Raw genomic sequence first — 25279 nt, forward strand, 5'->3', positions numbered from 1 at the left:
CCGAAATATCTACTAAGTGAAGACATAGGTTGTATTTGTCTACGTTTATAAAAAATGTAGACATTTTAATTTAATGGCGATAAGTTTGTTCCCGCTGCTCTGGCAAGTCCTGGAGCGGCGCACCGATCATCTTCGTCAGGACTCTGCCATGAATGCCTTTACCCAACTGAAAGACCTCGTGATGCCGCTACCGACTGCCGTTAAGGGTTTTTCTCTGGCGCCCTCCGCGCAGTCGCCCCGCTTGCTCGAACTGACCTTCGCCAAGGCGACGGTGGAGGCTTTCTGCGCGGCGGTGGCCGAGTGGCCGGTGCAGGCGCTGGAGTACAAGTCCTTCCTGCGTTTTCGCTGCGCCAGGATTCTTGATGATCTGTGTGGCAACAGCCTGCGTCCGGTGCTGCTCAACACCCTGATGGATCGTGCCACCGGCGGTATGCTGATCAGGCCTGAGGGGCTGGACGATGTGGCCCAGGCCGATGACATGGTTAAGCTCTCCACTGCGGTGGCGCATCTGTTGGGTCGCTCGAACTTCGATGCCATGAGTGGCCAGTTCTACGCGCGCTTCGTGGTCGAGAACATCGACAACTCCGACAGCTACCTGCGCCAGCCGCACCGGGTGATGGAGCTGCACAACGATGGCACCTTCGTCGACCAGATCACCGACTACGTGCTGATGATGAAAATTGACGAGCAGAACATCGAAGGTGGCAATTCGCTGATCCTGCACCTGGACGACTGGGAGGACCGCGATGCCTTCTTCCATCACCCGCTGGCGCGGCGGGTTATGCGCTGGACGGCGCCGCCGAGCAAGAAGGTCGACCAGGACGTGTTCCATGCGATCTTCGATGTCGACGCCGAAGGCCGCCCCACCATGCGTTATATCGATCAATTCGTGCAGCCCAAGGATTTCGATGAAGGCAACTGGCTGACCGACCTGTCGGAATCCCTGGAAGGCAGCTCAAGCAAACTGTCTGTGCCGGTGCCAGTGGGCTGCTTCCTGCTGATCAACAACCTGTACTGGCTGCATGGCCGCGACCGCTTCACCCCGCATCCGGGGCTGCGTCGTGAGCTGATGCGCCAGCGCGGCTACTTCAGCTACCCCAAGCTCGGCCACCAGCAAGGTCAATAATGGCCATTAACTGGACAGGGCTACGCGGTGTAGTCCTTGTCGCTTGTCCACTGGACAACACGGATTGAGTAGAGGTGATAACGGTGTACGATTTTGTGATCATCGGGGGCGGCATTATCGGCATGTCGACCGCCATGCAGCTGATCAAGGCCTACCCAGAGTCGAAAATCCTGTTGCTCGAGAAAGAGTCCGGGCCAGCCAGGCACCAGACCGGGCACAACAGCGGGGTCATTCACGCCGGCGTCTACTACACACCGGGCAGCCTGAAGGCGAAGTTCTGCCTGGAAGGCAATCGCGCCACCAAGGCGTTCTGTGATGAGCAGGGCATTGCCTACGATGAGTGCGGCAAGTTGCTGGTCGCCACCAATGAGGTGGAAATGCAGCGCATGCGCGCGCTGTGGGAGCGCACCGCGGCCAACGGGCTGGAGCGTGAGTGGCTGTCGGCCGAGCAGCTCAGGGAGCGCGAGCCGAATATCACCGGGATCGGTGGGATCTTCGTGCCCTCCAGCGGCATCGTCAACTATGCCGAGGTCACCGCCGCCATGGCCCGCGAGTTCCAGAAGCACGGCGGCGAGATTCGCTACGACAGCGAAGTCATCGGCCTGCAAGAGACGGCGAACGAGATGCGGGTGAAAACCGAGCAGGGCGACTACAGCGCACGCTTTATGGTGACCTGCTCGGGTCTGATGGCCGACCGCATGGTACGCCTGCTGGGCCTAGACCCAGGCTTCAGCATCTGTCCGTTCCGCGGCGAATACTACCTGCTGCCCGAGCAGCACAACCGTATAGTCAACCACCTGATCTACCCGATTCCCGATCCATCCATGCCGTTCCTCGGCGTGCACCTGACGCGGATGATCGATGGTAGCGTCACCGTTGGCCCGAATGCGGTGCTTGCACTCAAGCGCGAAGGTTATCGCAAGCGCGACATCTCCCTGGCCGACACCTTCGAGATGCTGACCACCCCGGGCATTCTCAAGGTGCTCAAGGACAACCTGCGCCCCGGCCTGATCGAGATGAAGAACTCGCTGTACAAACGAGGCTATCTGCAGCTGGTGCGCAAGTACTGCCCCAGCCTCCAGGTCGAGGATCTCAAGCCGTACCCGGCCGGCGTCCGCGCCCAGGCGGTGTCGAAGGAAGGCAAGCTGATCGAGGACTTCCTGTTCCGCAATACCCGGCGCAGCGTCAACGTCTGCAATGCGCCGTCGCCTGCGGCCACCTCGGCCATCCCTATCGGGGCTTACATCATCAAGCAGATCGATGCACAGCTGCAGGGACTGCCTGGATTTGCACAATCCAAACAGCCCGCATGAACAACTCGGGGCGAATGCGCCAGTGCACTGGGACGAACAAGACGGTGCACCAGACGACAAGCCCCGGTCCGGCTCAGCCTAATAGGCTGTCGGCCAGTGCACTCAAGGCTCCCCAGTCAAGTCAGCGTTGCCGAGCTCATACCCGAGTTGCAGTGCGTGAGTGTGATCAATAGCCGGGTGCCTGCTTATACGGCTACCCCCCAGAAACCATGCTTGTTAGTCATCTTGAGAGCGCGCCATGAACCAGTCAGTGTCCTCGCTGCCAGAAAAAGACATTCAGTATCAACTGCACCCCTACACCAATGCCCGCCTGCATCAGGAGGTCGGCCCGCTGATCATCGAGCGAGGGGAGGGCATCTATGTCTATGACGATCAGGGCAAGGGTTATATCGAGGCGATGGCTGGGTTGTGGAGCGCCGCGCTGGGTTTCAGCAATCAACGTCTGATCAAGGCCGCCGAGCAGCAACTCAACACCCTGCCGTTCTATCACCTGTTCAGTCACAAATCGCATCGTCCGAGCATCGAGTTGGCCGAGAAGCTGATCGAAATGGCGCCGGTGCCGATGAGCAAGGTGTTCTTCACCAACTCCGGTTCCGAGGCCAACGACACCGTGGTGAAGATGGTCTGGTACCTCAACAATGCTCGCGGCTTGCCGGCCAAGAAGAAGTTCATCAGCCGGGTCAACGGCTACCACGGCATCACCCTCGCCAGCGCCAGCCTGACCGGCCTGCCGGGCAACCAGCGCGGTTTCGACCTGCCGCTGCCGGGCTTTCTGCATGTCGGCTGCCCGCACCATTACCGTTTCGCCCTGGCCGGCGAGAGTGAAGAGCAGTTCGCCGACCGTCTGGCCGCCGAACTGGAGCAGAAGATTCTCGCCGAAGGCGCGGACACCATCGCCGCGTTCATCGGCGAGCCGCTGATGGGCGCCGGCGGCGTCATAGTGCCGCCGCGCACCTACTGGGAGAAGATCCAGAAGGTCTGCCGCAAGTACGACATCCTGGTGATCGCCGATGAGGTCATCTGTGGGTTTGGCCGTACCGGGCAGATGTTCGGCAGCCAGACCTTCGGCATCCAGCCGGACATCATGGTGGTGTCCAAGCAGCTGTCCTCGTCCTATCAGCCGATCGCGGCGATCCTGATCAATGACCCGATGTTCCAGGGCATTGCCGATCACAGCCAGGCGCTCGGTTCGCTCGGCCATGGCTTCACCGGCAGCGGTCATCCGGTGGCCGCTGCCGTGGCCCTGGAAAACCTGAAGATCATCGTAGAGGACAACCTGGTCGAGCACGCGACGCAAATGGGCCAGCTGTTGCGCAGCGGCCTACAAGACTTCGCCGACCACCCCCTGGTCGGCGAAGTCCGTGGTTGCGGCCTGATCGCTGCGGTTGAGCTGGTAGGCGACCGTGCGAGCAAAGCGCCGCATCAGACGCTCGGCACCCTCGGCCGCTACATGGCCGGCAGAGCCCAGGAACACGGCATGATTACGCGTGCCATGGGTGATGCCGTGGCCTTCTGTCCGCCGTTAATCGTCAACGAGCAGCAAGTCGGCTTGATTCTGGAGCGCTTCGCCAGGGCCCTGGATGACACCACCCGCTGGGTCGGCTGAGTCCGTTGGGGGCAGCGCTCGGCGCCTGCCCCCAACGACCTGCCACTCACTGCCTGAAATCAACGCTGCTCAGGACGGACTGCCGCCTGTGAAGGAGCCCCGCATGCAATTGAAAGACCCCCAGCTGTTTCGTCAGCAAGCCTATATCGACGGCACCTGGCTGGACGCCGACAGTGCCCAGACCATCAAGGTCACCAACCCGGCCACCAATGAAATCATAGGGACTGTGCCGAAGATGGGCGCCACGGAAACCCGCCGTGCCATCGAAGCCGCCAACCGTGCCCTGCCGGCCTGGAGCGCGCTGACCGCCAAGGAGCGTGCGGGCAAGCTACGCCGCTGGTTCGAGCTGCTGATCGAGCACCAGGACGACCTCGGCCGCCTGATGACCCTGGAGCAGGGCAAGCCGCTGGCCGAGTCCAAGGGCGAGATCGCCTATGCCGCGTCCTTTATCGAGTGGTTCGCCGAAGAAGCCAAGCGCGTTTACGGCGACGTGATTCCCGGCCACCAGCCGGACAAGCGCCTGATCGTGCTCAAGCAGCCGATCGGCGTGACTGCGGCCATCACCCCGTGGAACTTCCCCGCGGCGATGATCACCCGTAAAGCCGGTCCGGCCCTGGCCGCCGGTTGCACCATGGTGATCAAGCCCGCGTCGCAGACGCCGTTCTCCGCCCTGGCCCTGGTGGTCCTGGCCGAGCGCGCCGGTATTCCGCAAGGCGTCTTGAGTGTGGTCACCGGCAGCGCCGGCGACATTGGTGGCGAGCTGACCTGCAACCCGATCGTGCGCAAGCTGAGCTTCACCGGCTCGACCGAAATCGGCCGGCAGTTGATGGCCGAATGCGCCAAGGACATCAAGAAAGTGTCGCTGGAGCTGGGCGGCAACGCACCCTTTATTGTGTTCGACGATGCCGATCTGGATGCCGCCGTCGAAGGCGCGCTGATCTCCAAATACCGCAACAACGGCCAGACCTGCGTGTGTGCCAACCGCCTGTATATCCAGGACGGCGTGTACGACGCCTTTGCCGAGAAGCTGAAAGTCGCTGTGGCCAAGCTGCAGATCGGTAACGGTCTGGACGAAGGCACCACCACCGGCCCGCTGATCGACGACAAGGCCGTGGCCAAGGTTCAGGAACATATCGCCGACGCCATCAGCAAGGGTGCCAAGCTGCTCGCCGGTGGCAAGCCGCACGCCCTGGGTGGCAGCTTCTTCGAGCCGACTATCCTCACCGACGTACCGAACAACGCCGCCGTGGCCAAGGAAGAAACCTTCGGCCCGCTGGCGCCGCTGTTCCGCTTCAAGGGCGAGGCCGAAGTGATCGCCATGTCCAACGACACCGAGTTTGGTCTGGCTTCCTACTTCTACGCCCGTGACCTGGGCCGGGTGTTCCGTGTGGCCGAGGCCCTGGAATACGGCATGGTCGGCGTCAATACCGGGTTGATCTCCAATGAAGTGGCGCCGTTCGGCGGCATCAAAGCGTCCGGCCTCGGCCGTGAGGGCTCGAAGTACGGTATCGAGGATTACCTGGAGATTAAGTACCTCTGCCTCGGCGGTATTTGAACGACTTTCGCTAGGAGTTTCGCATCCACGGCGTTATCCGTGTGGGCATGGGCTCCGAGGACGGGCTGAAGCCCAGTGTTTTGCAACACTGGGCTTCAGCTATGGGGATCTTGCTGTAAGCCTGTGCGCATTACCGGGCCGGAATTCAGGGTGTGGATCAATAACGAGCTGGCGCATTGCGCGGCAGCGACGTTTGGCGTTTGCATTGCTACGGTGCTTGGGCGAACAGGCGCACCCCGATTGCGCCGATATGACCCTTGGCCCAAGGAGACTTGTGCAGGCCGATCAGCAGCCTGGCAGGAGTCAGCCAGGCGACGGTGTTGATAGGGGGGGACGCCATTACCTGAAGGCTCTCGTAGGGTGGATGACGCGCAGCTCATCCGCCGTGCTTTGAGTCAGGTAGTCGACTCGAGCATTGCAGCTTTGCTTTGTGCTTTGTCGTGGTTTCCGGGACAGCGGCGATAAGGCTTCTCAGCCATGTCCTGTGCGCGCATCGGCGTCAGCAGCCGGTTTTTACACGGGTCTCTGCGTAGTTGTACGGAAACGACAAAGGCGAGTTGCGGTGGCACACTCTGCGCGAACAGAGGCACTTCGGGTGTCTTGCGCATTGTCCGTCCACAGTAGAGTGTTCCGTGCCGCCTTCCTCTTTCTCGACATGCCAGCCCAGCCCATGCGCCTGAAGCCCGTGCCGCTCTGGTTAAGCGCCTTGCTGGTTTGGCTGGGGCTGTCCCTGGCTTATGCCACCTGGCTGCTGGGGGAGCAGCGGGCCGCTACGCTCGAGGCGTTTGAAACCCAGTCGCGGATTGTTCACCGTCTGTTGACGCAACGGGCCGAACAGCACGAGGCGATTCTTGCAGCGTTGATCGCCGCCGAGCTTTCCATGGGCACTTCCAGTGGGTTATTCGAGACTTTCGCTGCCTCGCTGCAGCGCGCTTATCCTCAGGTCGCCAGCATCGAGCGCTACCGCAAGACAGCTCAGGGGCGCTGGCAGCAGATTGCCAGTCAGCCGACCCTGCCGCTCAGTGATGGAGTGCTGGAGGCCTTGCCTGAACGCTCCGGTGAAGGGTCGCTGAACGTGGCTGCCGCTGAGCCTGGGCATTACCGTTTGCTGCGCAGCAGTCAGCATGGCTCGATCTTCGCCCTGCGCATCGCCAGCGAGCGCTTGCTGCAGCCTGAAGAGTTACCGCCGCCTTTTATGGGAGCCGAGCTGTCGGCCAGCGATGGGCTGCTGCTCTGGCAGCTCCCCGTGCGCCAATCCAGCTGGACGGGGCTGGCGCCTTTGCTGTTCAGCAAGCACCTGGGCAGCCAGTCCCAGCCATTTGTACTCACCAGCCGGCAAGCGCCGTTACCCGAGCAGTTGCCCTGGCTGCGCCTGGGGATGGCTAGCGCCATGCTGTTGCTGGTCAGCCTGTTGTCCTGCTGGGCGCTGGAACAGTACCGGCAAAGCAGCATCGCCCGGCGGCAATTGGCCCTGGCTCAGGCCTCGCGGATCAATACCATGGGTGAGTTGGCGGCCGGGATTGCCCATGAGTTGAATCAGCCACTGGCCGCCATGCTCGCCAACAGCCAGGCGCTGGCCAACTTTATCGCCGACGATCCGCCCGATCTGCCCGGTGCCCAGCAGGCCGCCGGTAACCTGGCGCGTCAGGCCAAACGTGCCGGTGCGATAGTCCATCGACTGCGCCAGTTCATGTCACCGCATACCCCACAAGCCGAGTCCGTCGAGTTGCGTGGCGTGGTCGAGGGGGCTCTGGGGCTCACCCGCGAGACGCTGCGCCGCCAGCAGATCAAGGTGCACGCCTCACTGCCCAGCGGATTGCCGCCGGTACTGGGCGATGCCATCGGCTTCGAGCAAGTGCTGGTCAACCTGTTGCTGAATGCCGCGGAGGCCATGGGTGGGCAGCCTCTGCGCCGGCTCGACGTCAGCCTGACGCGTGAGGCGCGCAGCCTGCGCCTGGATATCGCCGACTCCGGCCCGGGCCTCAGCAGTGAAGCGGCCAGTCGCTTGTTCGAGCCTTTTTTCACCACCAAACAGGGGGGGCTGGGGCTTGGCCTGACTATCTGCTCCAGCATTATCGAGCAGGCCGGCGGTCAGTTGAGTGTCGCCAGCAGCCCTGCCGGCGGCTGCCTGTTCAGTGTGACCCTGCCCATCGTCATGGAGGCGCTCGATTGATCAATCAACAATCCCCGGTGGTCTATCTGCTGGATGACGACCCGGACGTGCGCGAGGGGCTGGCCTTGCTGCTGCGCTCCGTGGGCCTGCGCAGTGAGGCCTATGCCAGCAGTGCCGAGTTCATCGGCGGATACGCTCCGCATGCCATCGGTTGCCTGATTCTGGATATTCGCATGCCGGGCGAGTCAGGCCTGCAACTGCTCGATCGCTTGAGCGCCGAGCACATCGATCTACCGGTGATCATTCTCACCGGGCACGGAGATCTGGCGGCCTGTCGGCGGGCTTTTCGCAGTGGCGCAGTTGAGTTTCTGAGCAAACCAGCGGACGAGGGCGAGCTGATTGAGGCGGTACAGGGCGCGGTGCGTGCGCATATCCGCAGTCGGGAGAAGGCCGGTGTCTCGCGACAGGCGCAGGCGCGTCTGGCCCGCCTCACCGAGCGTGAGGGCGAAGTGCTGGCGATGATCGTCGATGGTCTTTCCAACAAGCAGATCGCCCGCGAGCTAGCGCTCTCGCCGCGCACGGTGGAAAGCCACCGCGCTAACCTGTTCGAGAAACTCGAAGTCGACTCGCTGGCGCAACTGGTCAGGCTCTACCTGACGGCTCTCGCCCCTGAGTGAGCGGTGCTTTAGGTAGTTCTACGCAGAGGCCTCCGCAGTCAGGCCGATGGTACTCAGCCGTACAAACTTCCCAGAATGGGCTTCGGTTCTGGCCGATAAACTCAACTGGAGAACGTTTATGAAATCCTTAGCCATCATTGCCCTGGGCAGTCTCGCCGCCCTCAGTTTCACCGCTCAGGCAGAGGTTGCCACTGAGCGCAACATGAGCCAGAAGCTCGCCGCGCAGATCGTCAGCGCCGCCGTCGAAAGTTGCACCGCTAAGGGCTATAACGTCACCGCCACGGTAGTCGACCGGGCCGGTTCGGTGCGGGCCGTCTTGCGTGCGAACAATGCCGGTCCCCATACCGTCGATGCCAGCCGCCGCAAGGCTTACACCTCGGCTTCGACCAAGGCCGCCACCTCGGCCATTGTCGAGATGGTGCAGAAGAACCCAGGCGCTCAAAACCTGCCGATGATCGACGACTTCCTGGTGTTGGGCGGCGGTTTGCCGATCAAGGTCGGGGATGAGGTGATTGGTGCGGTCGGTATTGGTGGCGCGCCAGGTGGTCATCTCGATGAGCAGTGCGCCAGCGCCGCACTGGAGAACGTCAAGAGCCAGCTCAAGTAAGGGCTGCGGGTATCAGCATGCTGGGCTTGCCGGATGCTTAACCCAAGCCGCCCCTCGCTGCATCGGCAGTTGCCGCTGCAGCGAGGGGCGGGCGGGTCAGCTAAAGGACTATTGTCCGCGCTTGCCAGTGCGGCCTAGCCTTTTTTCCCCCACAGTTGCTCAAGCCGAGCATCGCGGCCACAGCCTCTGCGGTAATAGGCATAGCGCAGCGGATTCTTCTGGTAATAGTTCTGGTGATAATCCTCGGCCGGATAGAAGGTGCTGGCCGGCAGGATCTCGGTGACGATGGGCTGCTTGAGACGCCCGGAGGCTTGCAGGGTGGCTTTCGAAGCTTCGGCGAGTGCTTTCTCGTCGGCATTGCCGTAGAAAATCGCACTGCGGTATTGCGACCCGTGGTCACAGAATTGTGCGTTGGCGGTGACCGGATCGATGGTCGGCCAGAAGGCTTCCAGCAGCTTGGCGTAGCTGGTTTTAGCCGGATCGTACTGCACCTGGACCGCTTCGGTATGGCCGGTGGCACCGGCAGACACCTGCTGGTAGGTTGGGTTGGCAACGTTTCCGCCGATGTAACCCGAGGTGGTCGAGACCACGCCGGGAACCTTGTCGAAATCCGCCTCGGTACACCAGAAACAACCGCCGGCGAAGACGGCCACGCCTTGTGTGGCGCTGTTGCTCGGTGGGCTGACGGAGGCTTCTGGGGTCTGGGCCGAAGTCTGCCCGCAAGCCGCCAACAGTGCAGCCAGCAACAGGGGCGCCGCCAGCAGAGGCCCGCGAGTGAGCCAGTTGAATGCAATAGCGGTCATTTTCAGCTCCTGAGGGCGGGCAAGGCTTCGCCCTGAGGGATGAAGCGCAGTGCCAAACCGTTGTTGCACCAGCGCTCGCCGCGTGGCTGTGGGCCGTCGTCGAACAGATGACCCTGGTGGCCGCCACAGCGTGCACAGTGGTACTCGGTGCGCGGGAAAATCAATTTGAAATCACGCTTGAAACCAGTGTGCCCGGCAATCGGTTGGGTGAAACTCGGCCAGCCGGTGCCGCTCTCGTACTTGTGCTGGCTCTCGAACAGTGGCAAGTAACAGGCGGCGCAGATGAAGGTGCCGGCGCGTTTCTCCTGATTCAGTGGGCTGCTGCCAGCGCGTTCAGTGTCTTCTTCGAACAATACCGCATAGGCGGCAGGTGGCAGCAGCTCGCGCCAGGCACTGTGGGGTTTGTCCAGTGGCGTGATCGGCGTGCTGCTTGCGGACGATTCGGCCAGGCTGAGAGGGGCATAGCTGCCTAGGAGTGGCAGGGCCGGCAGCAGGGCCATGCCTTGGAGCAAGGAGCGTCGTTTCATGACCGGTCTCTAGGTGTGGATGTACTCAGTAGACACGACTAAGCCCGTCTTGTTACAGGGGGAGGTATTTGCGTAGCAATCTATGATGAGTCTGCTTTCTGCTCGGTAAATGGCGACGGAGTCCAGAGGCCCAGGCAGGATCTTTCAGCTATTGCTCACCGGCTGTTCGCTCAGCTTCTGCGGCGTTTCATCGATGATGCTGCGGTTGCGTCCGGCACTCTTGGCTTGATACAGGCACTGATCGGCGCGGTGCAGCCAGCTGCCCCATTGTTCGCCACTGCGTAAAATGGCGCCGCCGATGGAGACCGTCACCGGCCCGCCAGGCCCTTGCAGGTTTGTTGCGATCTGCTGTTGCAACTGGTTCGCGGCTGCCAGCAGGCCTGGATTGGTGGTATTGGGCAGGAGTAGCAGGAATTCTTCTCCGCCAAAGCGAAACAAACGGTCCTCCTGGCGCGAAGACTCCTTGATCAGCTCGACGAACTCCACCAGCACCTGGTCGCCGGCCTGGTGGCCATAGTTATCGTTGACCTGTTTGAAATGATCCAGGTCCATGACCAACACGCCGTAGCTGTTGCCGTGGCGGCGATGAGTGGATACCGCTATTTTCAGTTCTTCATTCATTGCCCGACGATTGCGTGCGCCGGTCAGTGGATCGTGGCTCGCCAGGGTCTGTAACTGGTCGCGCTGGCTGCGGGTGCGGTAGGCGAAGATAAACGTCAGAGCGCTGGCCATCATACTGGTGACCAGGAACGACACCATCTGATAGTGACTGTCGAACACCGTGCCCGGGACGAGCAGGGCATGGGCGACCAGTGCGGTCAGGACCAGCGCCGTGATCACCCAGGCTCTGCCCGGTGAGACCATGAAGAAGTTGAAGAGGATCAGCGGGTAGATCCAGAACAGACCGTTAACCCCGAGGTTGATGACGATCAGCGTCGCGCCTACGGAAAAAATACCCGCCAGGTAGATACCCGGCTTGATCGTGTCGCCAGTGCGCCAGGCATAAAGCACCGCGAACAGGGTCGATAGCACGATGATGGTGTCGGCTGCAGCGACCAGGTAATTGCCTTCCGCCAAGCGATACACGGCATAGGGTGAGATGCCCAGTATGCCGAACAGGCCCATCAAGGTGATGATGGAGAGCTGGAAGTCTCGACGCAGCCGCTTGAGCAGTCGCCAGTGTTGCATAGCCATGGCTGACTCTTGTGATTGTTTGGGCTAAGAATGCAGAGCTTAGACAGTGCCTGGCAAGGGTCAAAGCAGGGCAAAGTGCCAGTATTTTAGCCAGATCAGCGAATAGTGCCTGTGGCGCGAGGCTATTCATCCGGTTGGGTAAGAGGGTTGCCGGCTTTAATTGCAGCGCTCCAAGGCAATCAAGGCTTTGCTGCGCTGATAACGCAATAATCGTTCATGCAGAGCTGGGGGCAGGTTGGCGCAGGGCATAAAGTCCAGGCGCCTATAGAACGGACCCAATTCAGGATGGCAGAACAGCCAGATTGCACCTGCTGTGTGCGTCAGCGCCAGCTCGATCAGTTGACTTGCCAGCCCTCGCTGGCGCTGTGCAGGTGCCACGAACAGGCCTGTCAGCCAATGCCCCTGAGCAACGGGTCGCAGGCACAGCGCGGCGACAATCTCGGAGTCTTGTGCAACCCACACCTGATCCTCATGGCGGGTTCGCATCTGGGAACGATGGCTGCGGTAAAACTTGTCAGCCAGCGGCTTGAGTGGCGCGGGGAGCGCGCGGTAGTGCAGGTCGTGCATGGGTATGGGGCCGGGTATCGTCGTTGCGGTGGGAGTGTGCGGGATGAATGTCCAGCAGCAGGCGTAGGGCCTGTGCTGGACGAATGAATCAGGCGTCTGCGGAGTGGCTCCCGAGAATGGTTTTACTGGTGGCTTTGCCCTTTTTCGCCATGCGCTTTTCATGGGCGGTCATCAGGGGCTTTTTCTTTGCCTGTTTCTTTGAATTCATACCTTTGCTCATGATCTTCACCTCTGTCTAATTCACAGTTGAAGAATGCGGTCATCGAAAGGTTTTCCGGGGCATTCCCACCTCCCAAGCTGCATGAGCCTGCATGGATCAAAAGTCGATACGCTCTTCTAAGAGTAGCTGAGCGATAAAACCTGCATGCTAGATTTTTATCGCGCTGTGATAACCGCCATGGTTGCAGAGGGTTACCTATGCTTATGATTAATCGGGGTTGAATAACTGCTCATAGGGGGCGCGGTGCTCGATGGCTGCGCCGAACCCGAAACTCCTCATGCGCGCTGTGGCAAGCGCTTCTACGCTGTATGTCACGCAGCCCTCCAGATTGTTAAGAAGTAGGCAGGCCGATGGCGTTGATTGAACAAACCCTGGTTTACGCGGCGCAGACTGCCGTTGGCCAGGTACGAGGGCACAACGAAGATGCCGTGTTGTGCTGCCCTGAGCTGAATTTATGGGCAGTCGCCGATGGTATGGGTGGGCACCGGCGCGGTGAGGTGGCCAGTGCCCTGGCTCTGCAAGCGCTGCGCAGCGCCTGTGCAGAAGGACAGGATCTGCTTGGCGCTGTGCATGCGGCCAATTGCGCCGTCCTTGAGGCTGCCGAAGCCGATGCCGAGTGTCGCGGGATGGGCACAACCCTGGTCGCTGTGCGTTTCACCGGGGCCGATTTTCAGATCGCCTGGGTGGGCGACAGTCGCGCCTATCGAATCGATACCGACAGCATCAGCGGCTTGAGCCGAGATCACAGCTGGGTACAGTCGATGATTGATGTCGGCGAAATGAGCATCGAAGAAGCGCGCGACCATCCGCAGCGTAATGTCATATTCCAGTGTCTGGGCCGCGACGATCAGGTCCTCGAAGTCGGACTGGTGCAGGGCAGTCTAGGGGCGCATGAGCTGCTGTTGCTGTGCAGCGACGGGCTGACCGGAGAGCTGACCGATCTGCAAATCCAGCAAGTGTGCGCGGGTGCCAGCAACCTCGACGAACTGGTAGAGCAGCTGATTACTCTGGCTAATCAACTGGGTGGTCGTGACAATATCTCTTGCATCGTACTCGGGCGCGACGCGGCGGAGCCGGTGGCTGCGGCACAGCCTCGCGGGTTCCTCAGTAAGTTATTCAAACCTTTAACGAAGTAATTACTTGGTGTGTTTGACCCAGATGAATGAAGACCTGATTGAGATTCCTGGCTACGACATGCATGGCCGCCTGGGAAAGGGTGGGATGGCCGAGGTTTACCTGGCTACCCAGCTCTCGTTGCACCGCAAGGTCGCAGTGAAAGTGTTGCTCAGTGCCCATGATCAGGCGTTCAGTCAGCGCTTCATAAAAGAAGGCCACATAGTGGCAGGCCTGCATCACCCGTCGATCATCACCATTCATGACATCGACAAGCTCGCCGACGGCCGCTATTACCTGGCGATGGAGTTCGTCTCTGGCGGCGACCTGGCGCAGCACAAGGGCGAGGTCTTCACGCCGCAACGGGCGCTGCAGGTAGTCCGTCAGGTAGCCAGCGGTCTGGCCGTGGTACATGACAATGGCTTGGTGCACCGCGACATCAAACCAGCCAACATCCTCTTTCGCGATGACGGCACCGCGGTGATCAGCGACTTTGGCGTGGCCAAGGAAGTGACGCTGGATCACGACCTCACTCAGTTCGGTATCGCAGTTGGCAGTCCGGCTTACAGCAGTCCAGAGCAAGCCCAGTGTCAGCCGCTGGATGCCCGTTGTGACATTTACAGCCTCGGCGTGATCCTGCTGGAGATGCTCACGGGCAGTAACCCGTATCGCGGCGATAACTACACCCAGACCGTGATGAATCATGTGCAGATGGAACTACCCAGCCTGCCGGAACATCTGCAGAGCTACCAGTGGTTGCTCGAGCGCATGCTGGCCAAGAACCCGGACGAGCGCTTTGCCGACTGCCGGGTACTGCTCGCCAGTCTGGACGAGTTGCAGGAGTTCGACCCGGATAGCACCCGCATCGCTCCTGGAATCAAGTTGGACCAGGCTCATGCGCGCAAGGGGGCGAGCGCACGAAGCAAAATTCTGCCCTGGGCGCTGCTTGGTGTCCTAATGTTGAGTGGGGCTGGATGGGCCGGCTATTACGGTTATCAGCAGATGCAAATCGCCGACTTTATCGCTCAAGCCGAACAGCGCTTGGGCGAAGGCAAACTGCTTGAGCCGCCACAGAATAATGCCGACTACTATTTCCGTCAGGCCCTGTTGCTCGATCAAGACAACGCCCATGCTCAGGAGGGTTTGCGCCGGGTATTAGTGGCGCGAATCGACGACTATCTGTCCCGCGCCGAGCAGCGGATTGTGGAGGATCGACTGCTGTTGCCTGAAGATGACAGCGCGACCTTTTATTTTCGCCAAGTGCTGGCCTTGCAGCCGGACAACCTACTGGCCCAAGCGGGTATGAACCGCGTGGCACAGCGTTTCATCGAGCAGAGCAAGCGTGCCTATGCGCGACGTGAGTACAGAATGGCCCTGGAATACATCAAACAGGGGCTGGAAGTGGAGCCGGCCAATGAAACCCTGCTAAAACTCTATGATGCTCATGAGCGCCGCGTTCAGTTGGCCCAGGCGCCGCGAGCGCCGGCCAGCAAACCCGCTGCGCGAGCAACGAGTTCGCAACAACAAGGTACACAGAACCCGATCAAGCGGCTGTGGAACAACATCTTCAACAAGTGAGTGTGGTGAGACTCGTAGCCTGGTGACAGTGACCAGCGCCGGCATCGAGTGACAGTGGCATGCGTTAACGGGTCGCGCTTTATTGGCTTTGCGTCACTTACCCAGGGTAAACACCGAACATGCTCAGGATTCATTTCAGCGACAATCGCCAAGCGCCGATCTGGCTGGTCGACGAGCGTCTGACCATCGGTCAGGACAGCCGTAACAACCTGGTGCTGGCCGATGCCGGTATTTGCCCTTTTCATGCGGAAATTCGCCAGGATCACGGTTACTACTATCTCACCGACTGCGGCAGTCAGGTGGGTACCTTTGTGAACGACGAGCGTATTACCGCGCGTTACCAGATCCGCAGCAACGACTGCGTGCGTATGGGCGCAGTGGAGTTGTTGTTCGTAGACCCCGCCAAGAGCAAGGCGAAAACCGGGACCAATGCGCGCTGGTTCTTGCAAGTGGTCAAGGGCGAGCATGAGGGCAAGAAATTCCACGTCAATGGCTCGATGACGTTTGGTCGTTCGTCCAAGTGCGAGCTGTGTTTTAGCGACATGGAGCTGTCGCGTCGACATTGTGAGTTCTTCCTCAAGGATGATGTGCTGGAGGTTAAGGATCTGGCCTCGGCCAACGGCGTGCTGGTCAATCAGCAGAAAGTCAGTACGGCCGTCTTGCAGCCAGGTGATCAACTTAAAATGGGAACGGTGACCTTGTTGGTGATCGGCCCCAAGATCGCAGTCGCGCAAGCCGAGGATGAGGATGCGACTGTCTTCATGCGCGCCATCGATCTGCCCAAGCCGGTAAAAAGCAAACCCCAGGTCAGCCATGCGGGGACCAGCAACCCGCTACGTGCTGCCGTCCAGCTCGCTTCAGCGCCAGCCACGCCGGCAAAACCCGAATTAAACAAGCGGCTACTCGGGACAGTGGCGTTTTTACTGGCCGGGGTGGCGGCGACCTTGGCGCTCAAGTCCTTGCTCTGATCCAGGTCAAATCTGCCGAGGTTGGGCATGCCGACTGCGCTGATCGCCAAGGGAGGGGGGTTCAGCCTTTAGCCTCGTTTCGCACTGTCAGGCTGGCTGTCCTTGATCGCGTTAGACATCCGGTGTGAAGGGGCTGTCAGCGCGCGTCTTATCCGCTCGTAATCCTCGTAGGGCAGACCGCTACGACTGAGCAGTTCCAGGGAGAATTGCTTGATCTCCGCGTCGCTGTACGGACGCTCCGCAGGATCGGGCTGGGTGGCGCAGCCGCCGAGCAGCAGCATACTGAGCGAGAGGGTGAGGAGGGATTTCATCGGGGCACCTGTCGGATACGGCTTCAACACAATAGGTGACAGGGTATGCAGGGCCAGGTCCTGGTAGAAATCATCTGCTTCGATAGTGAGTATCGCGCTCAGCCGTATAGCGTACCCAGATGTCCAGGATCATCTGCTGGGCTGCGTTGTGGCTGAGTGATAGGTGATGTGTCGCACGCCGCCCCGGCCGTGGCAAACGGTGGGGCGCTGCGCAGTCCTAGAGCTGGGTGGGGAGGGCAGTGTTCAGGCCAATGGATGCGGCATTCCCCTCGAGAGGGATAGCCATCAGCGGCGAGTTATTCACCCAGACGTCATCGATTACGATGGTCTTGCCGATGTCTTCGTGGTCGGCGGCCACCAGCAGGTAATAGATGCCATCTTCCGGCGCCTCACCATCCCAGCCCAGACTCGTCTGGCCGACCATCGTCGAGGCGCGCGACGGTGTGTTGGCGATGACCGAACCATAGCTATCGAGCAGCAGCGCGCGCGGTTTGAGGGCGAATTTGCTGACGCCCAGGCACGCTTTGTTGCAGGGCGTGCTGAGGTTCAGGGTATAGCGTTCGCCCTTTTTCAGTTGCAGCGAGAACACCCGGTAGTTGGAAATCGCCGCGCCAAAGTCCATGCGCGGTTCGTCGGCGGTGATCGACCACTTCGCCGGCAACGGAATAGGGCGGACATTGTGGATGGCTTCGAGGTTGCTCTTGGCAATCGAGCCGCCGCCGGCCCTGGCGGATTGCTCTTGAGGCGAGTGCGAGTCGCTGGCGCAGGCGCCCAGCAGCAAGCAGGCGGTCAGGGTGAGTAGCTTATGCAAGGTGAAACTCCTGTGTGACGGCGTCCATGGGTACTCTTCGTGCGTCCCAGCACAATAGCCGGCCATTCTAACCGCTTCGTCCACTGCAGAGGGTGATCGGAGCCACGCTCTGTGTTGCATGAAATGCGGGTTTAACCGTGCCAGTGTTTGGTCCGAGGGCCAACTCCAGCCGCCGTATGCCGACGTCAGCCGGGAATTGTCGCAGCCGAGGAGCGTGGCGGTCACGGCAGGGTTATTCGGGCGTTAGCGGCTGGTCGAGCTGTAACAGATCTTCGCGACTCAGCCATAGCTCGCGCCGCGTGAGTGGGGTGCCTACGGGCAGCAACGGGTTGTCCAGTTCAAGGATGCGGCGCTGCGACAGCTTGGCCTGGCGCAGGCTTTCACCGTAATGGCGCATGAACAGTTGGTCGAACGAGCCGTCGAGCAGGGCGCGTTCCAGCCCCTGGCGCAGGGTTTCGGCTAACTGCGGATTATGCCGCGAGACGAAGAAATACGAAGCGGTGGGGTAGTGCAGGACCAGGTAGGGATCGACCACCAGCTCGAGTGGCGGTTGGCTGTCGACTTCGTCCCAGATTTCCAGCAGTGAGCGGGGGAAATAGTCGAAACGGCCCGCCGTCAGCATGCGGAACAGGCTCTCGTAACTGGAGCTGGGGACGACAGGCAGACCGTTATATTCGAGAATTTTCCGGTCGGGCCAGTCATGCCCCTGACCGGCGCGCAGCTGGTGCAGGTCGGCCAGACTGTGGACGTCCTTGAGTCGGCGCTGCTGGCTCTTTGGCAACAGTGCAATGCGCCAGCCCATGAGCCCCTTGTCGATACCGATGCGCACGGGCAACAGACGGGCTTCACGTTCTGCGCTGGTCATCGACCAGACCACATCCACGCCGTGATTATGCTCCAGCTCGGTCAGGGCGCGCTGTTGCTCCATGCTGTGTGCCGAGGGCTGCAGCGTCTGCTTGCTGCCGGCCTTGGCCAGCGCCAGTTGCAGTAGTTCCAGGACGTAGCTGTCGCGGTACTCGTAGCCGCTGAAAGAGCGGGGGTAGCGCACCACCTGTGATTCGGCCAGTAAAGGCGGAGCAGCGCAAGCGACCAGCAGCAGGAGTAGCCAGGTACCCGCGAGTTGAGCGGTCTTTCTGTGCCTGCCTAGTCCCTGTGCCTTCAACGCTTCCCCCCGGCAGTCCCTGGTCTGAATCGGCAGGCAGTATTACAGCCCTTTGCCGCGCTGGCGATGCTGGGCGCTGCCACGGCCTGAAGCTCTGCGCGCGGCGGGCATCCTGGTCTTTATGCCAGCGCCACGCAGGCGAGCGTCAGGCCTCTGTGCGTTGCGTGGTTAACCCGTCAGCCCGACATAGACGTTCTGCACGTCGTCGTGGGCGTCGATGGCTTCCAGAAATGCCTCGACTTCTTCCAGTTCCGCGGCCGTTAGCGTCGCCACCGGGTTCTTCGGACGGTAGCCCAGATGCGCCGATTGCACGGTGAAACCGTGCTCGGGCAGGGCGCGGCATACCGCGTCCAGATCGGTCGGTTCGGTGATAAACAGGCTGTTGCCTTCATCGGATGGCTCGAAGTCCTGGGCGCCGGCTTCGATGGCGGCCAACTCGGCATCGGCGCCGTCTTCGGGCGCGGCCTCGATCAGGCCGACATGGTCAAAGTCCCAGGTGACGGAGCCGGAGGCGCCCATCTGACCCTTGCGGAACAGGACGCGGATCTCGGCCACGGTGCGATTGACGTTGTCGGTGAGGCATTCGATGATCACTGGCACCTGGTGCGGGGCAAAGCCTTCATAGGTGGTGCGCTCGAAGTTGACGGTTTCACCCAGCAAGCCGGCGCCTTTCTTGATCGCCCGCTCCAGCGTGTCCTTGGGCATCGAGGCTTTTTTCGCCTGATGCACGGCCAGGCGCAGCTTGGGGTTCATATCCGGGTCGGCGCCGTTACGTGCGGCGATCATGATCTCTTTCACCAGTCGGCCGAAAATCTTGCCTCTGGCGTTGGCGGCGGCTTCTTTCGGTTTGGCTTTCCACTGTGCGCCCATGGGAACTCTCTTGAACTGTGCGGATGAAGGAGAGGAGGTCATCGGGTGAATCGGCCGTTCCTGGTCAACCAAGTGACCGCTCGCCGATATTCAGACCTATCGATTAGAGCGCAGATTCTAGCCCGCTCCAGCGTTGCTGGCACCCCTCAAATCAGATGGGCGCAACTGGCGTGTCGCATCTCAGCCGGGTATGACCGCGCCCTTCAGGTTGCGCATCAGCAAGCCGTAGCGCAGGTCGAGGTCTTCCGGCAGCGGTAGGTACAGGGTGTGGCCGTCGCCGGGCGCCACTTCGACGCCCTCGCCGTTGCGTTTCTCCAGCGCGTCGAGTGTGAAGTGCAGATTGCCCTGCGGAGTCATCAGTTCCAAATAGTCACCCAGGGCGAAACGGTTCTTGATCTTGACCTCGGCCAGACCGTTGGCTCGCTCGCCGGTCAGCTCGGCGACAAACTGCTGCTGCTCGGAAACTGAGAAACCCTGCTGGTAGTTCTGGTATTCGTCATGCACGTGACGGCGCAGAAAACCCTCGGTGTAGCCGCGATGGGCCAATCCCTCGAGGGTGTCCATCAGCGATCTATCGAATGCCCGCCCGGCCACTGCATCGTCGATTGCCTTGCGGTACACCTGGGCGGTGCGGGCGCAGTAATAATGACTCTTGGTGCGACCCTCGATCTTGAGCGAGTGCACGCCCATCTGCACCAGACGCTCGACGTGCTGCACGGCCCGCAGGTCCTTGGAGTTCATGATGTAGGTGCCGTGTTCGTCCTCGTAAGCCGACATCAGCTCACCGGGGCGGCTGGTGTCTTCCAGCAGAAACAGCTGGTCGGTTGGCGCACCGCAGCCCAAGGTTGGCTCGATCAGTGGCGCGCCGCCCGGCGCCGCGTGTTCGGCTGGGGTACATCGGATAATGTCGCCCAGTTGGTTCTCTTGCCCTGCATGGGCTTGGTATTGCCAGCGGCAGGCATTGGTGCAACTGCCCTGGTTGGGATCGCGTTTGTTGATATAGCCCGATAGCAGACAGCGCCCGGAATAGGCCATGCACAGGGCGCCATGGACGAACACCTCGAGTTGCATGTTCGGGACTTTTTCGCGGATCTCGCCGATTTCCTCCAGCGACAACTCGCGCGAGAGAATGGCGCGGCTCAAACCTTGCTGGCGCCAGAACTCGACGCTGGCCCAGTTCACCGCGTTGGCCTGCACCGACAGGTGAATGGGCAGCTGTGTGAAGTGCTCGCGCACCAGCATGATCAAACCGGGATCGGACATGATCAGCGCATCCGGCCCCATGGCCACTACCGGCTGCAGGTCCTTGAGAAAGGTCTTCAGCTTGGCGTTGTGCGGCGCGATATTCACCACCACGTAGAACTGCTTGCCTTGGGCATGCGCCTCGGCGATGCCCACCGCCAGGTTGGCGTGATCGAACTCGTTGTTACGCACCCGCAAGCTGTAGCGCGGCTGACCGGCGTACACCGCGTCGGCGCCATAGGCGAAGGCATAGCGCATATTTTTCAGGCTGCCGGCGGGGGACAGCAATTCGGGCTTGAAAGGGATGGACATGGCGGCTGACTCTCGAACGCTGTACGACAAACGCGGGATTCTAGGTCGCTGTCGCACCCGCGATATTGATTGTCGTCAATGCCTCCTGGGTTCGTCGTTGGCGGCATGCACAATGGCTTCAATTCAGTGGCCGGCAAGCATCGACAGGCATGGCATGGATCTGCTGAGCCGGGATAAATGGGGCACTTATCAGGGAGGCATTTATGAATACGGAAACCTTGGCAGCCGGCATCGACTCCAGGCAGGTACACCTACAGGCTCAGGACTTCACGATTCACTACCTGGAAGCAGGCGCCGATAAACCCAGCGACGAGATCATCTTGCTGGTGCACGGCTGGCCGACCTCGTCCTATCTCTACCGCCACCTCATGCTGCCGTTGGCCAGGCATAAGCGGGTTATCGCCATCGACTTGCCGGGCTTTGGTCAGTCCGACAAAAAGCCTGATGCGCGTTATAGCTTTCGCTATCACAGCGAAATCATCCAGGCGTTGCTGGATCAGCTCCAGGTTAAAACCGTTCACTTGGTGGTTCACGACCTTGGTGGGCCGATCGCTCTGTGGTGGGCTAGCCAGCATGCAGAGACCGTGGCCAGCTATGTGCTGCTGGATACCGTGGTCTATGCGCAGTTTTCCTGGGCGGTAAAACTGTTCGTGCTGATGACCCTGATGCCCGGGGTGCGGCGCTGGTTGAGCGGCCCGCAGGGGATAAAATTCAGCATGAGCCTGGGGTTGTACAACAGGGCCCGACTGACCGACGCGGTGCTGGCGCATTACCAGGCTCCCTTCAAAACCGATGGCGACAGGCTGGCGCTGCTGCGCACGGCGCACCGCTTGCACCTGTCGGGTTTCAAAGCGGTTGGCCAGCACATGGAATCCGTCGATAAGCCCGTCTGCATGATCTATGCGCAGAACGACAGAATCTTGCCGGAAATCGCCGAAACCTTTGCCCGCTTGAAAGGCGCTTTGCCCGACGCCGAACTGCATCGTATCGACCGCTGCGGGCACTTCCTGCCAGAAGATGATCCACAAGCGCTATTGCTGCCCATGCTGGCGTTTTACGACCAGTTGTTTGGGCAGCCTCAGACGCACTTATCGTCTAATCAGTAGGCGGCAGTAGTCCGCAAACCGCTCGCTGGCCGCTCGACTTGGCAACTCCGCTTCTGGCGACGCAGTGGCCAGGCCGACGGACCCCAACCGTCGTCGAGCCCCCAGCCACCAGGTCACCATGCCAATAGCGCAGATGGACGCCGCCTGGTTCGGGCTGCCAATGACCCATCTCCTTTGCGCACCTGGACCGCCGGAATATCTCTGGCGATACAGCGTTCGGGCCGCGACCTGAGTAACCCATCTAGCTGTTATACCTGGCACTCGGCATCTGTAGGGAGTGTCAGGTGGAGGGTCAATGCGCGGTCTATGCTTGTCGTGGGTGAGCGGAGGAGACAGGTGATGCGCAGAATATTGCTTGCATTCGATGGTTCGGAAAGCTCGAAACGTGCCGTGGAGTACATCATCGAGTTTGCCCAGATTCATGCCGCAACGCTGGAGGTACACCTGATCAACGTGCAGCGTGAACCCTCGCTGTATGGCGAGCATGTGAGCGGCGAGCTCATCGAGCAAATGCAGCAGTCACTGCTGGCAACAGCGGCCCAGGCACTCGAATGGCCGGCCGACGAGTTGCAGGAAGCGGGTATAGCCCACAAGACCCACGCCGCACTCGGCAACGTGGCCGAGCGGGTGAGCGACGCAGTCAAGCAGCTGCAGTGTGACACCGTGGTGATGGGCACTCGCGGCCTGGGGACCTTCAGTGGCCTGCTACTGGGCTCGGTGGCCAACCGGGTCATCCACGAGGTGCCGGTGCCGGTGCTGCTGGTGAAGTAAACGGCCAACCGGCTTCAGGTTCTTGACTGGTTCGTCTCGCGACAGCGCGGGCCAGGCCAAAGGGGCGCTTTCAGTCCGGAGCTAAGTCTGCATAGAGGTCATCGTGGACTATCACTCGATTGCGACCCAGCTGTTTGCCCTGATACAGGCGTTTGTCGGCACAGCGGTATAACTCATCTGCAGCGAGGCTGTCCGTCGGCCACTCGGCCAAACCGAAGGTCGCCGAGAGCGGGATGAGCTGATGGCCATATTGCATTTTGCTGCTGGCGATTTTCTCACGCAGTGACTGCACCAGTGGTTCTGCCTCGGCGCGGCTAATGTCGCGCAAGAGCAAACCGAACTCCTCCCCGCCCAGTCGCCCTAGACTGTCGGTTACCCGCAGGCGCTGTTGCAGGCAGTCGCAAATATGACGCAAGGCCATATCCCCGGCGTCATGCCCCCAGCGATCATTGACCTCCTTGAAGTGATCGACATCCAGGATCACCAGTACCAGTCGAGACTCTCTGCGTTGCGCGTCCTGGATACTGCGCTCAAGCGCATTCTGGAAGCTGCCACGGTTGGCGACTCCAGTTAAGGCATCTATCTGGGCCAGACGTTTCAACTGGGTATGGGCCGCCGCCCGCCGACTTTCGTAGAGATGGACAAAGACCATCACCAGCACGCCACATAGCAAGGCGTTGCCTAGATCGATCAGCCCTGCGGCACTCTGTGGAATCTGAAAACGCTGCAGGTAAAGGGTTACTGCCACTACTACGAATGGCGTAGTCAGTAAGAATCCCCTGACCTTGCCCAACAGCAGGTAGGACAGCAGTGGGATCGTATACACCCAGACAAACGCCGTAGCGGAGGCATCCGGCATGACAATGATGTATATCAGGAAGCTGAAGGTAGGCAGTAGATACAGGTAAATCCAAGGCGTCAGATTTTCAACCCTGATAATTCGCCACGCCCCCCACAGCAGCACACTGCTGGCCAGGAGTTCCAGCGTGGCAAACCAGGGGTGGCCCGAGAGGAACTGCAGGATTGAGAAGCCGCTCAGGGTCACCCCGGTCACCCACAATATCTGGCGCATGAGGCTGCGCTGACTGGCATCGGCTAAGCCGGCGCCACTATGGTCGCCGGGGGCTCCCCCTGTGTTCATTCCATTTTTTTTCATCAATGAGTATGGGCTTGTTGGGCTCAGGCCATCCTATGGGCTGCTCCGCGACAAATCACGAGGTCCTTGGCTGGTTTAGCGCTTACCCATGGAGCGACGGGTGCCGTTGGGCGCTGCGCCGATTCGCTTTTCGTGAGCGGATTTGTTGCCCTTCTGGTGCCACGGCTGATCGTCGCTTTTGCTCGGGGCGAAAGCGGCAGGTGAGAAGGGGAAGGTAAACGCCGGAATGCCAGCCTTTTTCACTGGGGCCGGCTCGGCGGGGGTTTCTGCGGCTGCAGCGTTGGCGTCGAGTGCCGGCGATTCGTCAGCCTGCTCGGCAAGGGTGTGATCAGGCAAAAGAGTGGAAGTCATTGAAAGTCCGCGGCGCGCCGAGAAGAGGGTCAGTAGGGCTGCAGTATACCTGCCTGCCATCAATACGCAGCGCTATTGATCCCGAGTCGAGTGGTTTCAGGCGAGCAGGCCATTGGCTGTGTGCGGGCGGCGGAGCCTAGCTGGCGGCCACCAGTCGGCTAGCACGCTGAACTATGCTTATTGAGGGGCCGCAAAGGAGACTGGTGATGCGCAAGATACTGCTGGCATTCGATGGCTCTGATAGCTCGAAACGGGCGGTGCAGTACGTGATCGACTTCGCCCGAATGCATGGCGCGACGCTGGATGTACACCTGATCAATGTGCAGCACGAGGCCGTGCTGTACGGCGAATACGTCAACGATGAAATGATCGACAACATGCAGCAAGCGCTTTTGGCCAAGGCCAGAGAAGTGCTCGAATGGCCAGCCGAGCAGCTGAAGGGTGCGGGCATTGCCCAGCAAACTCATGCCCTGCTCGGCAACGTGGCTGAGCAGGTGAGCATCGCTAGCAAGCAGCTCGGTTGCGACACTGTGGTGATGGGCACGCGCGGCTTGGGCAGTTTCAGCGGCATGTTGCTGGGCTCGGTGGCCACTCGGGTCGTACATGCGGTGCCTGTGCCGGTGCTGCTGGTGAAATGACGGCCTGTGGCGAACGGCTCGCCGTGGTCTGTCCGCATGCGCTTGCAGGCCACGGGAGTCGGGTTGAAAGCCCTATGCACACTTACTTCACCGATTCACTTCACAGATTCACGCCACTTGACGTTGGCGAAGCCAATTTGCACGGCCTGGTCCATCTCGACGACAGGCACCAGCTTGAATTCAAAATACGGTGTCCAGGCGCCATGCACTTGCAGAGCCGCGGCGGCCGAGTCCGTTTCGACCAGCGCCAGGCCACCGGAGCCGTCGGCATTGGCGTAGTGGGCCTTGAAGGTATAAGTCTCTGGTGGTGTCCAGTTGGCGAACAGCCTGAGTGCACGGCTCTGTGACTCCTCCGTGGCATTGGCGCGAATCTGGTAGCTGACTGCGAATAACATAAGAGCCTCCTGACAGGAGTGCAGCAACGTCCCTTTGCAGGATATCGGGCAGCGAGTGTCCGGTGCGGGAATGTGGGCGGATCACCACCCTAGAACTATAGCCAAGGGCACTGTCGGCACATCGCTGTTGGGCAGGTAGGTGAGTCTGCAGGTGCGTAGCCGATGAGCCGGCACGTCTCGTACTTCT

The 25279-nt window shown here is 60.6% G+C and carries 26 protein-coding genes and 1 pseudogene; 13 read left to right on the plus strand and 14 right to left on the minus strand.

All coding sequences use genetic code 11. The features are described from left to right. Nucleotides 1–148: 148 nt before the first annotated feature. The 4 genes from glaH to gabD all read left to right on the plus strand — a co-directional run bounded on the left by glaH (nucleotide 149) and on the right by gabD (nucleotide 5600). Nucleotides 149–1126, plus strand: a complete 978-nt coding sequence (gene glaH, locus TMS3_RS10930) for a glutarate dioxygenase GlaH (RefSeq protein ID WP_025165319.1) — start codon at nucleotides 149–151, stop codon at nucleotides 1124–1126. An 83-nt stretch (nucleotides 1127–1209) separates the two neighbouring features. After that, nucleotides 1210–2439 (plus strand): L-2-hydroxyglutarate oxidase, encoded by a 1230-nt coding sequence (gene lhgO / locus TMS3_RS10935; protein WP_025165320.1) that lies wholly within the window; start codon nucleotides 1210–1212, stop codon nucleotides 2437–2439. A 238-nt stretch (nucleotides 2440–2677) separates the two neighbouring features. Then, on the plus strand, nucleotides 2678–4045 hold the full coding sequence (locus tag TMS3_RS10940; RefSeq protein ID WP_025165321.1) for an aspartate aminotransferase family protein: 1368 nt from the start codon (nucleotides 2678–2680) through the stop codon (nucleotides 4043–4045). A gap of 103 nt (nucleotides 4046–4148) precedes the next feature. Beyond that, entirely contained in the window at nucleotides 4149–5600 is a 1452-nt protein-coding gene (gene gabD, locus TMS3_RS10945) for an NADP-dependent succinate-semialdehyde dehydrogenase (RefSeq protein ID WP_025165322.1), read from the plus strand. A 220-nt stretch (nucleotides 5601–5820) separates the two neighbouring features. Here gabD and TMS3_RS24620 read toward each other — a convergent pair. After that, nucleotides 5821–5940, minus strand: a pseudogene (locus tag TMS3_RS24620) (nuclease-related domain-containing protein); the annotation flags it as partial. 267 nt (nucleotides 5941–6207) lie between these two features. Between TMS3_RS24620 and TMS3_RS10950 the strand changes: the two are divergent. From TMS3_RS10950 to TMS3_RS10960, 3 genes are all read left to right on the plus strand, one after another. Beyond that, entirely contained in the window at nucleotides 6208–7773 is a 1566-nt protein-coding gene (locus TMS3_RS10950) for a sensor histidine kinase (protein ID WP_152985492.1), read from the plus strand. Further along, complete coding sequence (locus TMS3_RS10955; RefSeq protein ID WP_200929630.1) at nucleotides 7770–8390, plus strand: response regulator transcription factor; 621 nt, start codon at nucleotides 7770–7772, stop codon at nucleotides 8388–8390. The genes TMS3_RS10950 and TMS3_RS10955 overlap by 4 nt, the downstream gene beginning before the upstream one ends. A 118-nt stretch (nucleotides 8391–8508) precedes the next feature. Further along, nucleotides 8509–8997: a GlcG/HbpS family heme-binding protein gene (locus tag TMS3_RS10960; protein ID WP_025165325.1), complete on the plus strand. Its 489-nt coding sequence runs from the start codon at nucleotides 8509–8511 to the stop codon at nucleotides 8995–8997. A gap of 134 nt (nucleotides 8998–9131) precedes the next feature. On the opposite strand, the gene msrA is transcribed toward TMS3_RS10960, so the two are convergent. From msrA to TMS3_RS25755, 5 genes are all read right to left on the minus strand, one after another. Next, a complete protein-coding gene (gene msrA, locus TMS3_RS10965) occupies nucleotides 9132–9800 on the minus strand; it encodes a peptide-methionine (S)-S-oxide reductase MsrA (protein ID WP_025165326.1) in 669 nt (222 codons plus the stop codon). 2 nt (nucleotides 9801–9802) lie between these two features. Beyond that, nucleotides 9803–10327 carry a peptide-methionine (R)-S-oxide reductase MsrB gene (gene msrB / locus TMS3_RS10970; RefSeq protein ID WP_025165327.1) on the minus strand — a complete coding sequence of 175 codons (525 nt, stop codon included), beginning with the start codon at nucleotides 10325–10327 and terminating at the stop codon, nucleotides 9803–9805. A 144-nt stretch (nucleotides 10328–10471) separates the two neighbouring features. Then, a complete protein-coding gene (locus tag TMS3_RS10975) occupies nucleotides 10472–11521 on the minus strand; it encodes a GGDEF domain-containing protein (RefSeq protein ID WP_025165328.1) in 1050 nt (349 codons plus the stop codon). A 156-nt stretch (nucleotides 11522–11677) separates the two neighbouring features. Further along, nucleotides 11678–12088 (minus strand): GNAT family N-acetyltransferase, encoded by a 411-nt coding sequence (locus TMS3_RS10980; protein ID WP_025165329.1) that lies wholly within the window; start codon nucleotides 12086–12088, stop codon nucleotides 11678–11680. An 88-nt stretch (nucleotides 12089–12176) separates the two neighbouring features. Beyond that, nucleotides 12177–12308, minus strand: a complete 132-nt coding sequence (locus TMS3_RS25755) for a hypothetical protein (protein ID WP_268788212.1) — start codon at nucleotides 12306–12308, stop codon at nucleotides 12177–12179. 350 nt (nucleotides 12309–12658) lie between these two features. Here TMS3_RS25755 and TMS3_RS10985 point away from each other — a divergent pair, with 350 nt between their 5' ends. The 3 genes from TMS3_RS10985 (at nucleotide 12659) to TMS3_RS10995 (ending at nucleotide 15967) form a co-directional block, all read left to right on the plus strand. Beyond that, nucleotides 12659–13444: a PP2C family protein-serine/threonine phosphatase gene (locus TMS3_RS10985; protein WP_025165330.1), complete on the plus strand. Its 786-nt coding sequence runs from the start codon at nucleotides 12659–12661 to the stop codon at nucleotides 13442–13444. Between the two features lie 22 nt (nucleotides 13445–13466). Beyond that, on the plus strand, nucleotides 13467–14999 hold the full coding sequence (locus TMS3_RS10990) for a serine/threonine-protein kinase (protein WP_025165331.1): 1533 nt from the start codon (nucleotides 13467–13469) through the stop codon (nucleotides 14997–14999). Nucleotides 15000–15118: 119 nt separating this feature from the next. Continuing rightward, on the plus strand, nucleotides 15119–15967 hold the full coding sequence (locus tag TMS3_RS10995) for an FHA domain-containing protein (protein WP_025165332.1): 849 nt from the start codon (nucleotides 15119–15121) through the stop codon (nucleotides 15965–15967). Nucleotides 15968–16035: 68 nt separating this feature from the next. Here the strand turns inward: TMS3_RS10995 and TMS3_RS11000 are convergent, their stop codons facing one another. From TMS3_RS11000 to trhP, 5 genes are all read right to left on the minus strand, one after another. Further along, nucleotides 16036–16278 carry a hypothetical protein gene (locus TMS3_RS11000; protein ID WP_025165333.1) on the minus strand — a complete coding sequence of 81 codons (243 nt, stop codon included), beginning with the start codon at nucleotides 16276–16278 and terminating at the stop codon, nucleotides 16036–16038. A gap of 217 nt (nucleotides 16279–16495) precedes the next feature. Continuing rightward, complete coding sequence (locus TMS3_RS11005; RefSeq protein WP_025165334.1) at nucleotides 16496–17089, minus strand: hypothetical protein; 594 nt, start codon at nucleotides 17087–17089, stop codon at nucleotides 16496–16498. A gap of 232 nt (nucleotides 17090–17321) precedes the next feature. Continuing rightward, complete coding sequence (locus tag TMS3_RS11010; RefSeq protein ID WP_200929633.1) at nucleotides 17322–18137, minus strand: substrate-binding periplasmic protein; 816 nt, start codon at nucleotides 18135–18137, stop codon at nucleotides 17322–17324. Nucleotides 18138–18419: 282 nt separating this feature from the next. Further along, a complete protein-coding gene (locus TMS3_RS11015) occupies nucleotides 18420–19121 on the minus strand; it encodes a YebC/PmpR family DNA-binding transcriptional regulator (RefSeq protein WP_025165336.1) in 702 nt (233 codons plus the stop codon). Nucleotides 19122–19301: 180 nt separating this feature from the next. Continuing rightward, complete coding sequence (gene trhP / locus TMS3_RS11020) at nucleotides 19302–20675, minus strand: prephenate-dependent tRNA uridine(34) hydroxylase TrhP (protein WP_025165337.1); 1374 nt, start codon at nucleotides 20673–20675, stop codon at nucleotides 19302–19304. Nucleotides 20676–20878: 203 nt separating this feature from the next. Between trhP and TMS3_RS11025 the strand changes: the two genes are divergently transcribed. Both TMS3_RS11025 and TMS3_RS11030 read left to right on the plus strand, forming a co-directional pair. Beyond that, nucleotides 20879–21781 carry an alpha/beta fold hydrolase gene (locus TMS3_RS11025; protein ID WP_025165338.1) on the plus strand — a complete coding sequence of 301 codons (903 nt, stop codon included), beginning with the start codon at nucleotides 20879–20881 and terminating at the stop codon, nucleotides 21779–21781. A gap of 339 nt (nucleotides 21782–22120) precedes the next feature. Continuing rightward, the gene (locus TMS3_RS11030; RefSeq protein ID WP_025165339.1) at nucleotides 22121–22552 is read left to right on the plus strand and encodes a universal stress protein; all 432 of its coding nucleotides are present in this window, start codon (nucleotides 22121–22123) and stop codon (nucleotides 22550–22552) included. Nucleotides 22553–22622: 70 nt separating this feature from the next. On the opposite strand, the gene TMS3_RS11035 is transcribed toward TMS3_RS11030, so the two are convergent. Together TMS3_RS11035 and TMS3_RS11040 are read right to left on the minus strand one after the other, a co-directional pair. After that, complete coding sequence (locus TMS3_RS11035; protein ID WP_025165340.1) at nucleotides 22623–23693, minus strand: GGDEF domain-containing protein; 1071 nt, start codon at nucleotides 23691–23693, stop codon at nucleotides 22623–22625. A 90-nt stretch (nucleotides 23694–23783) separates the two neighbouring features. Beyond that, nucleotides 23784–24059 (minus strand): hypothetical protein, encoded by a 276-nt coding sequence (locus TMS3_RS11040; RefSeq protein WP_025165341.1) that lies wholly within the window; start codon nucleotides 24057–24059, stop codon nucleotides 23784–23786. Nucleotides 24060–24265: 206 nt separating this feature from the next. Here TMS3_RS11040 and TMS3_RS11045 point away from each other — a divergent pair, with 206 nt between their 5' ends. Next, a complete protein-coding gene (locus tag TMS3_RS11045) occupies nucleotides 24266–24697 on the plus strand; it encodes a universal stress protein (protein ID WP_025165342.1) in 432 nt (143 codons plus the stop codon). A 95-nt stretch (nucleotides 24698–24792) separates the two neighbouring features. Here TMS3_RS11045 and TMS3_RS11050 read toward each other — a convergent pair whose 3' ends face one another. Further along, the gene (locus TMS3_RS11050) at nucleotides 24793–25092 is read right to left on the minus strand and encodes a DUF3303 domain-containing protein (RefSeq protein WP_025165343.1); all 300 of its coding nucleotides are present in this window, start codon (nucleotides 25090–25092) and stop codon (nucleotides 24793–24795) included. Between the last annotated feature and the right edge of the window lie 187 nt (nucleotides 25093–25279).

Source organism: Pseudomonas taeanensis MS-3 (assembly GCF_000498575.2).
Lineage (GTDB): Bacteria > Pseudomonadota > Gammaproteobacteria > Pseudomonadales > Pseudomonadaceae > Aquipseudomonas > Aquipseudomonas taeanensis.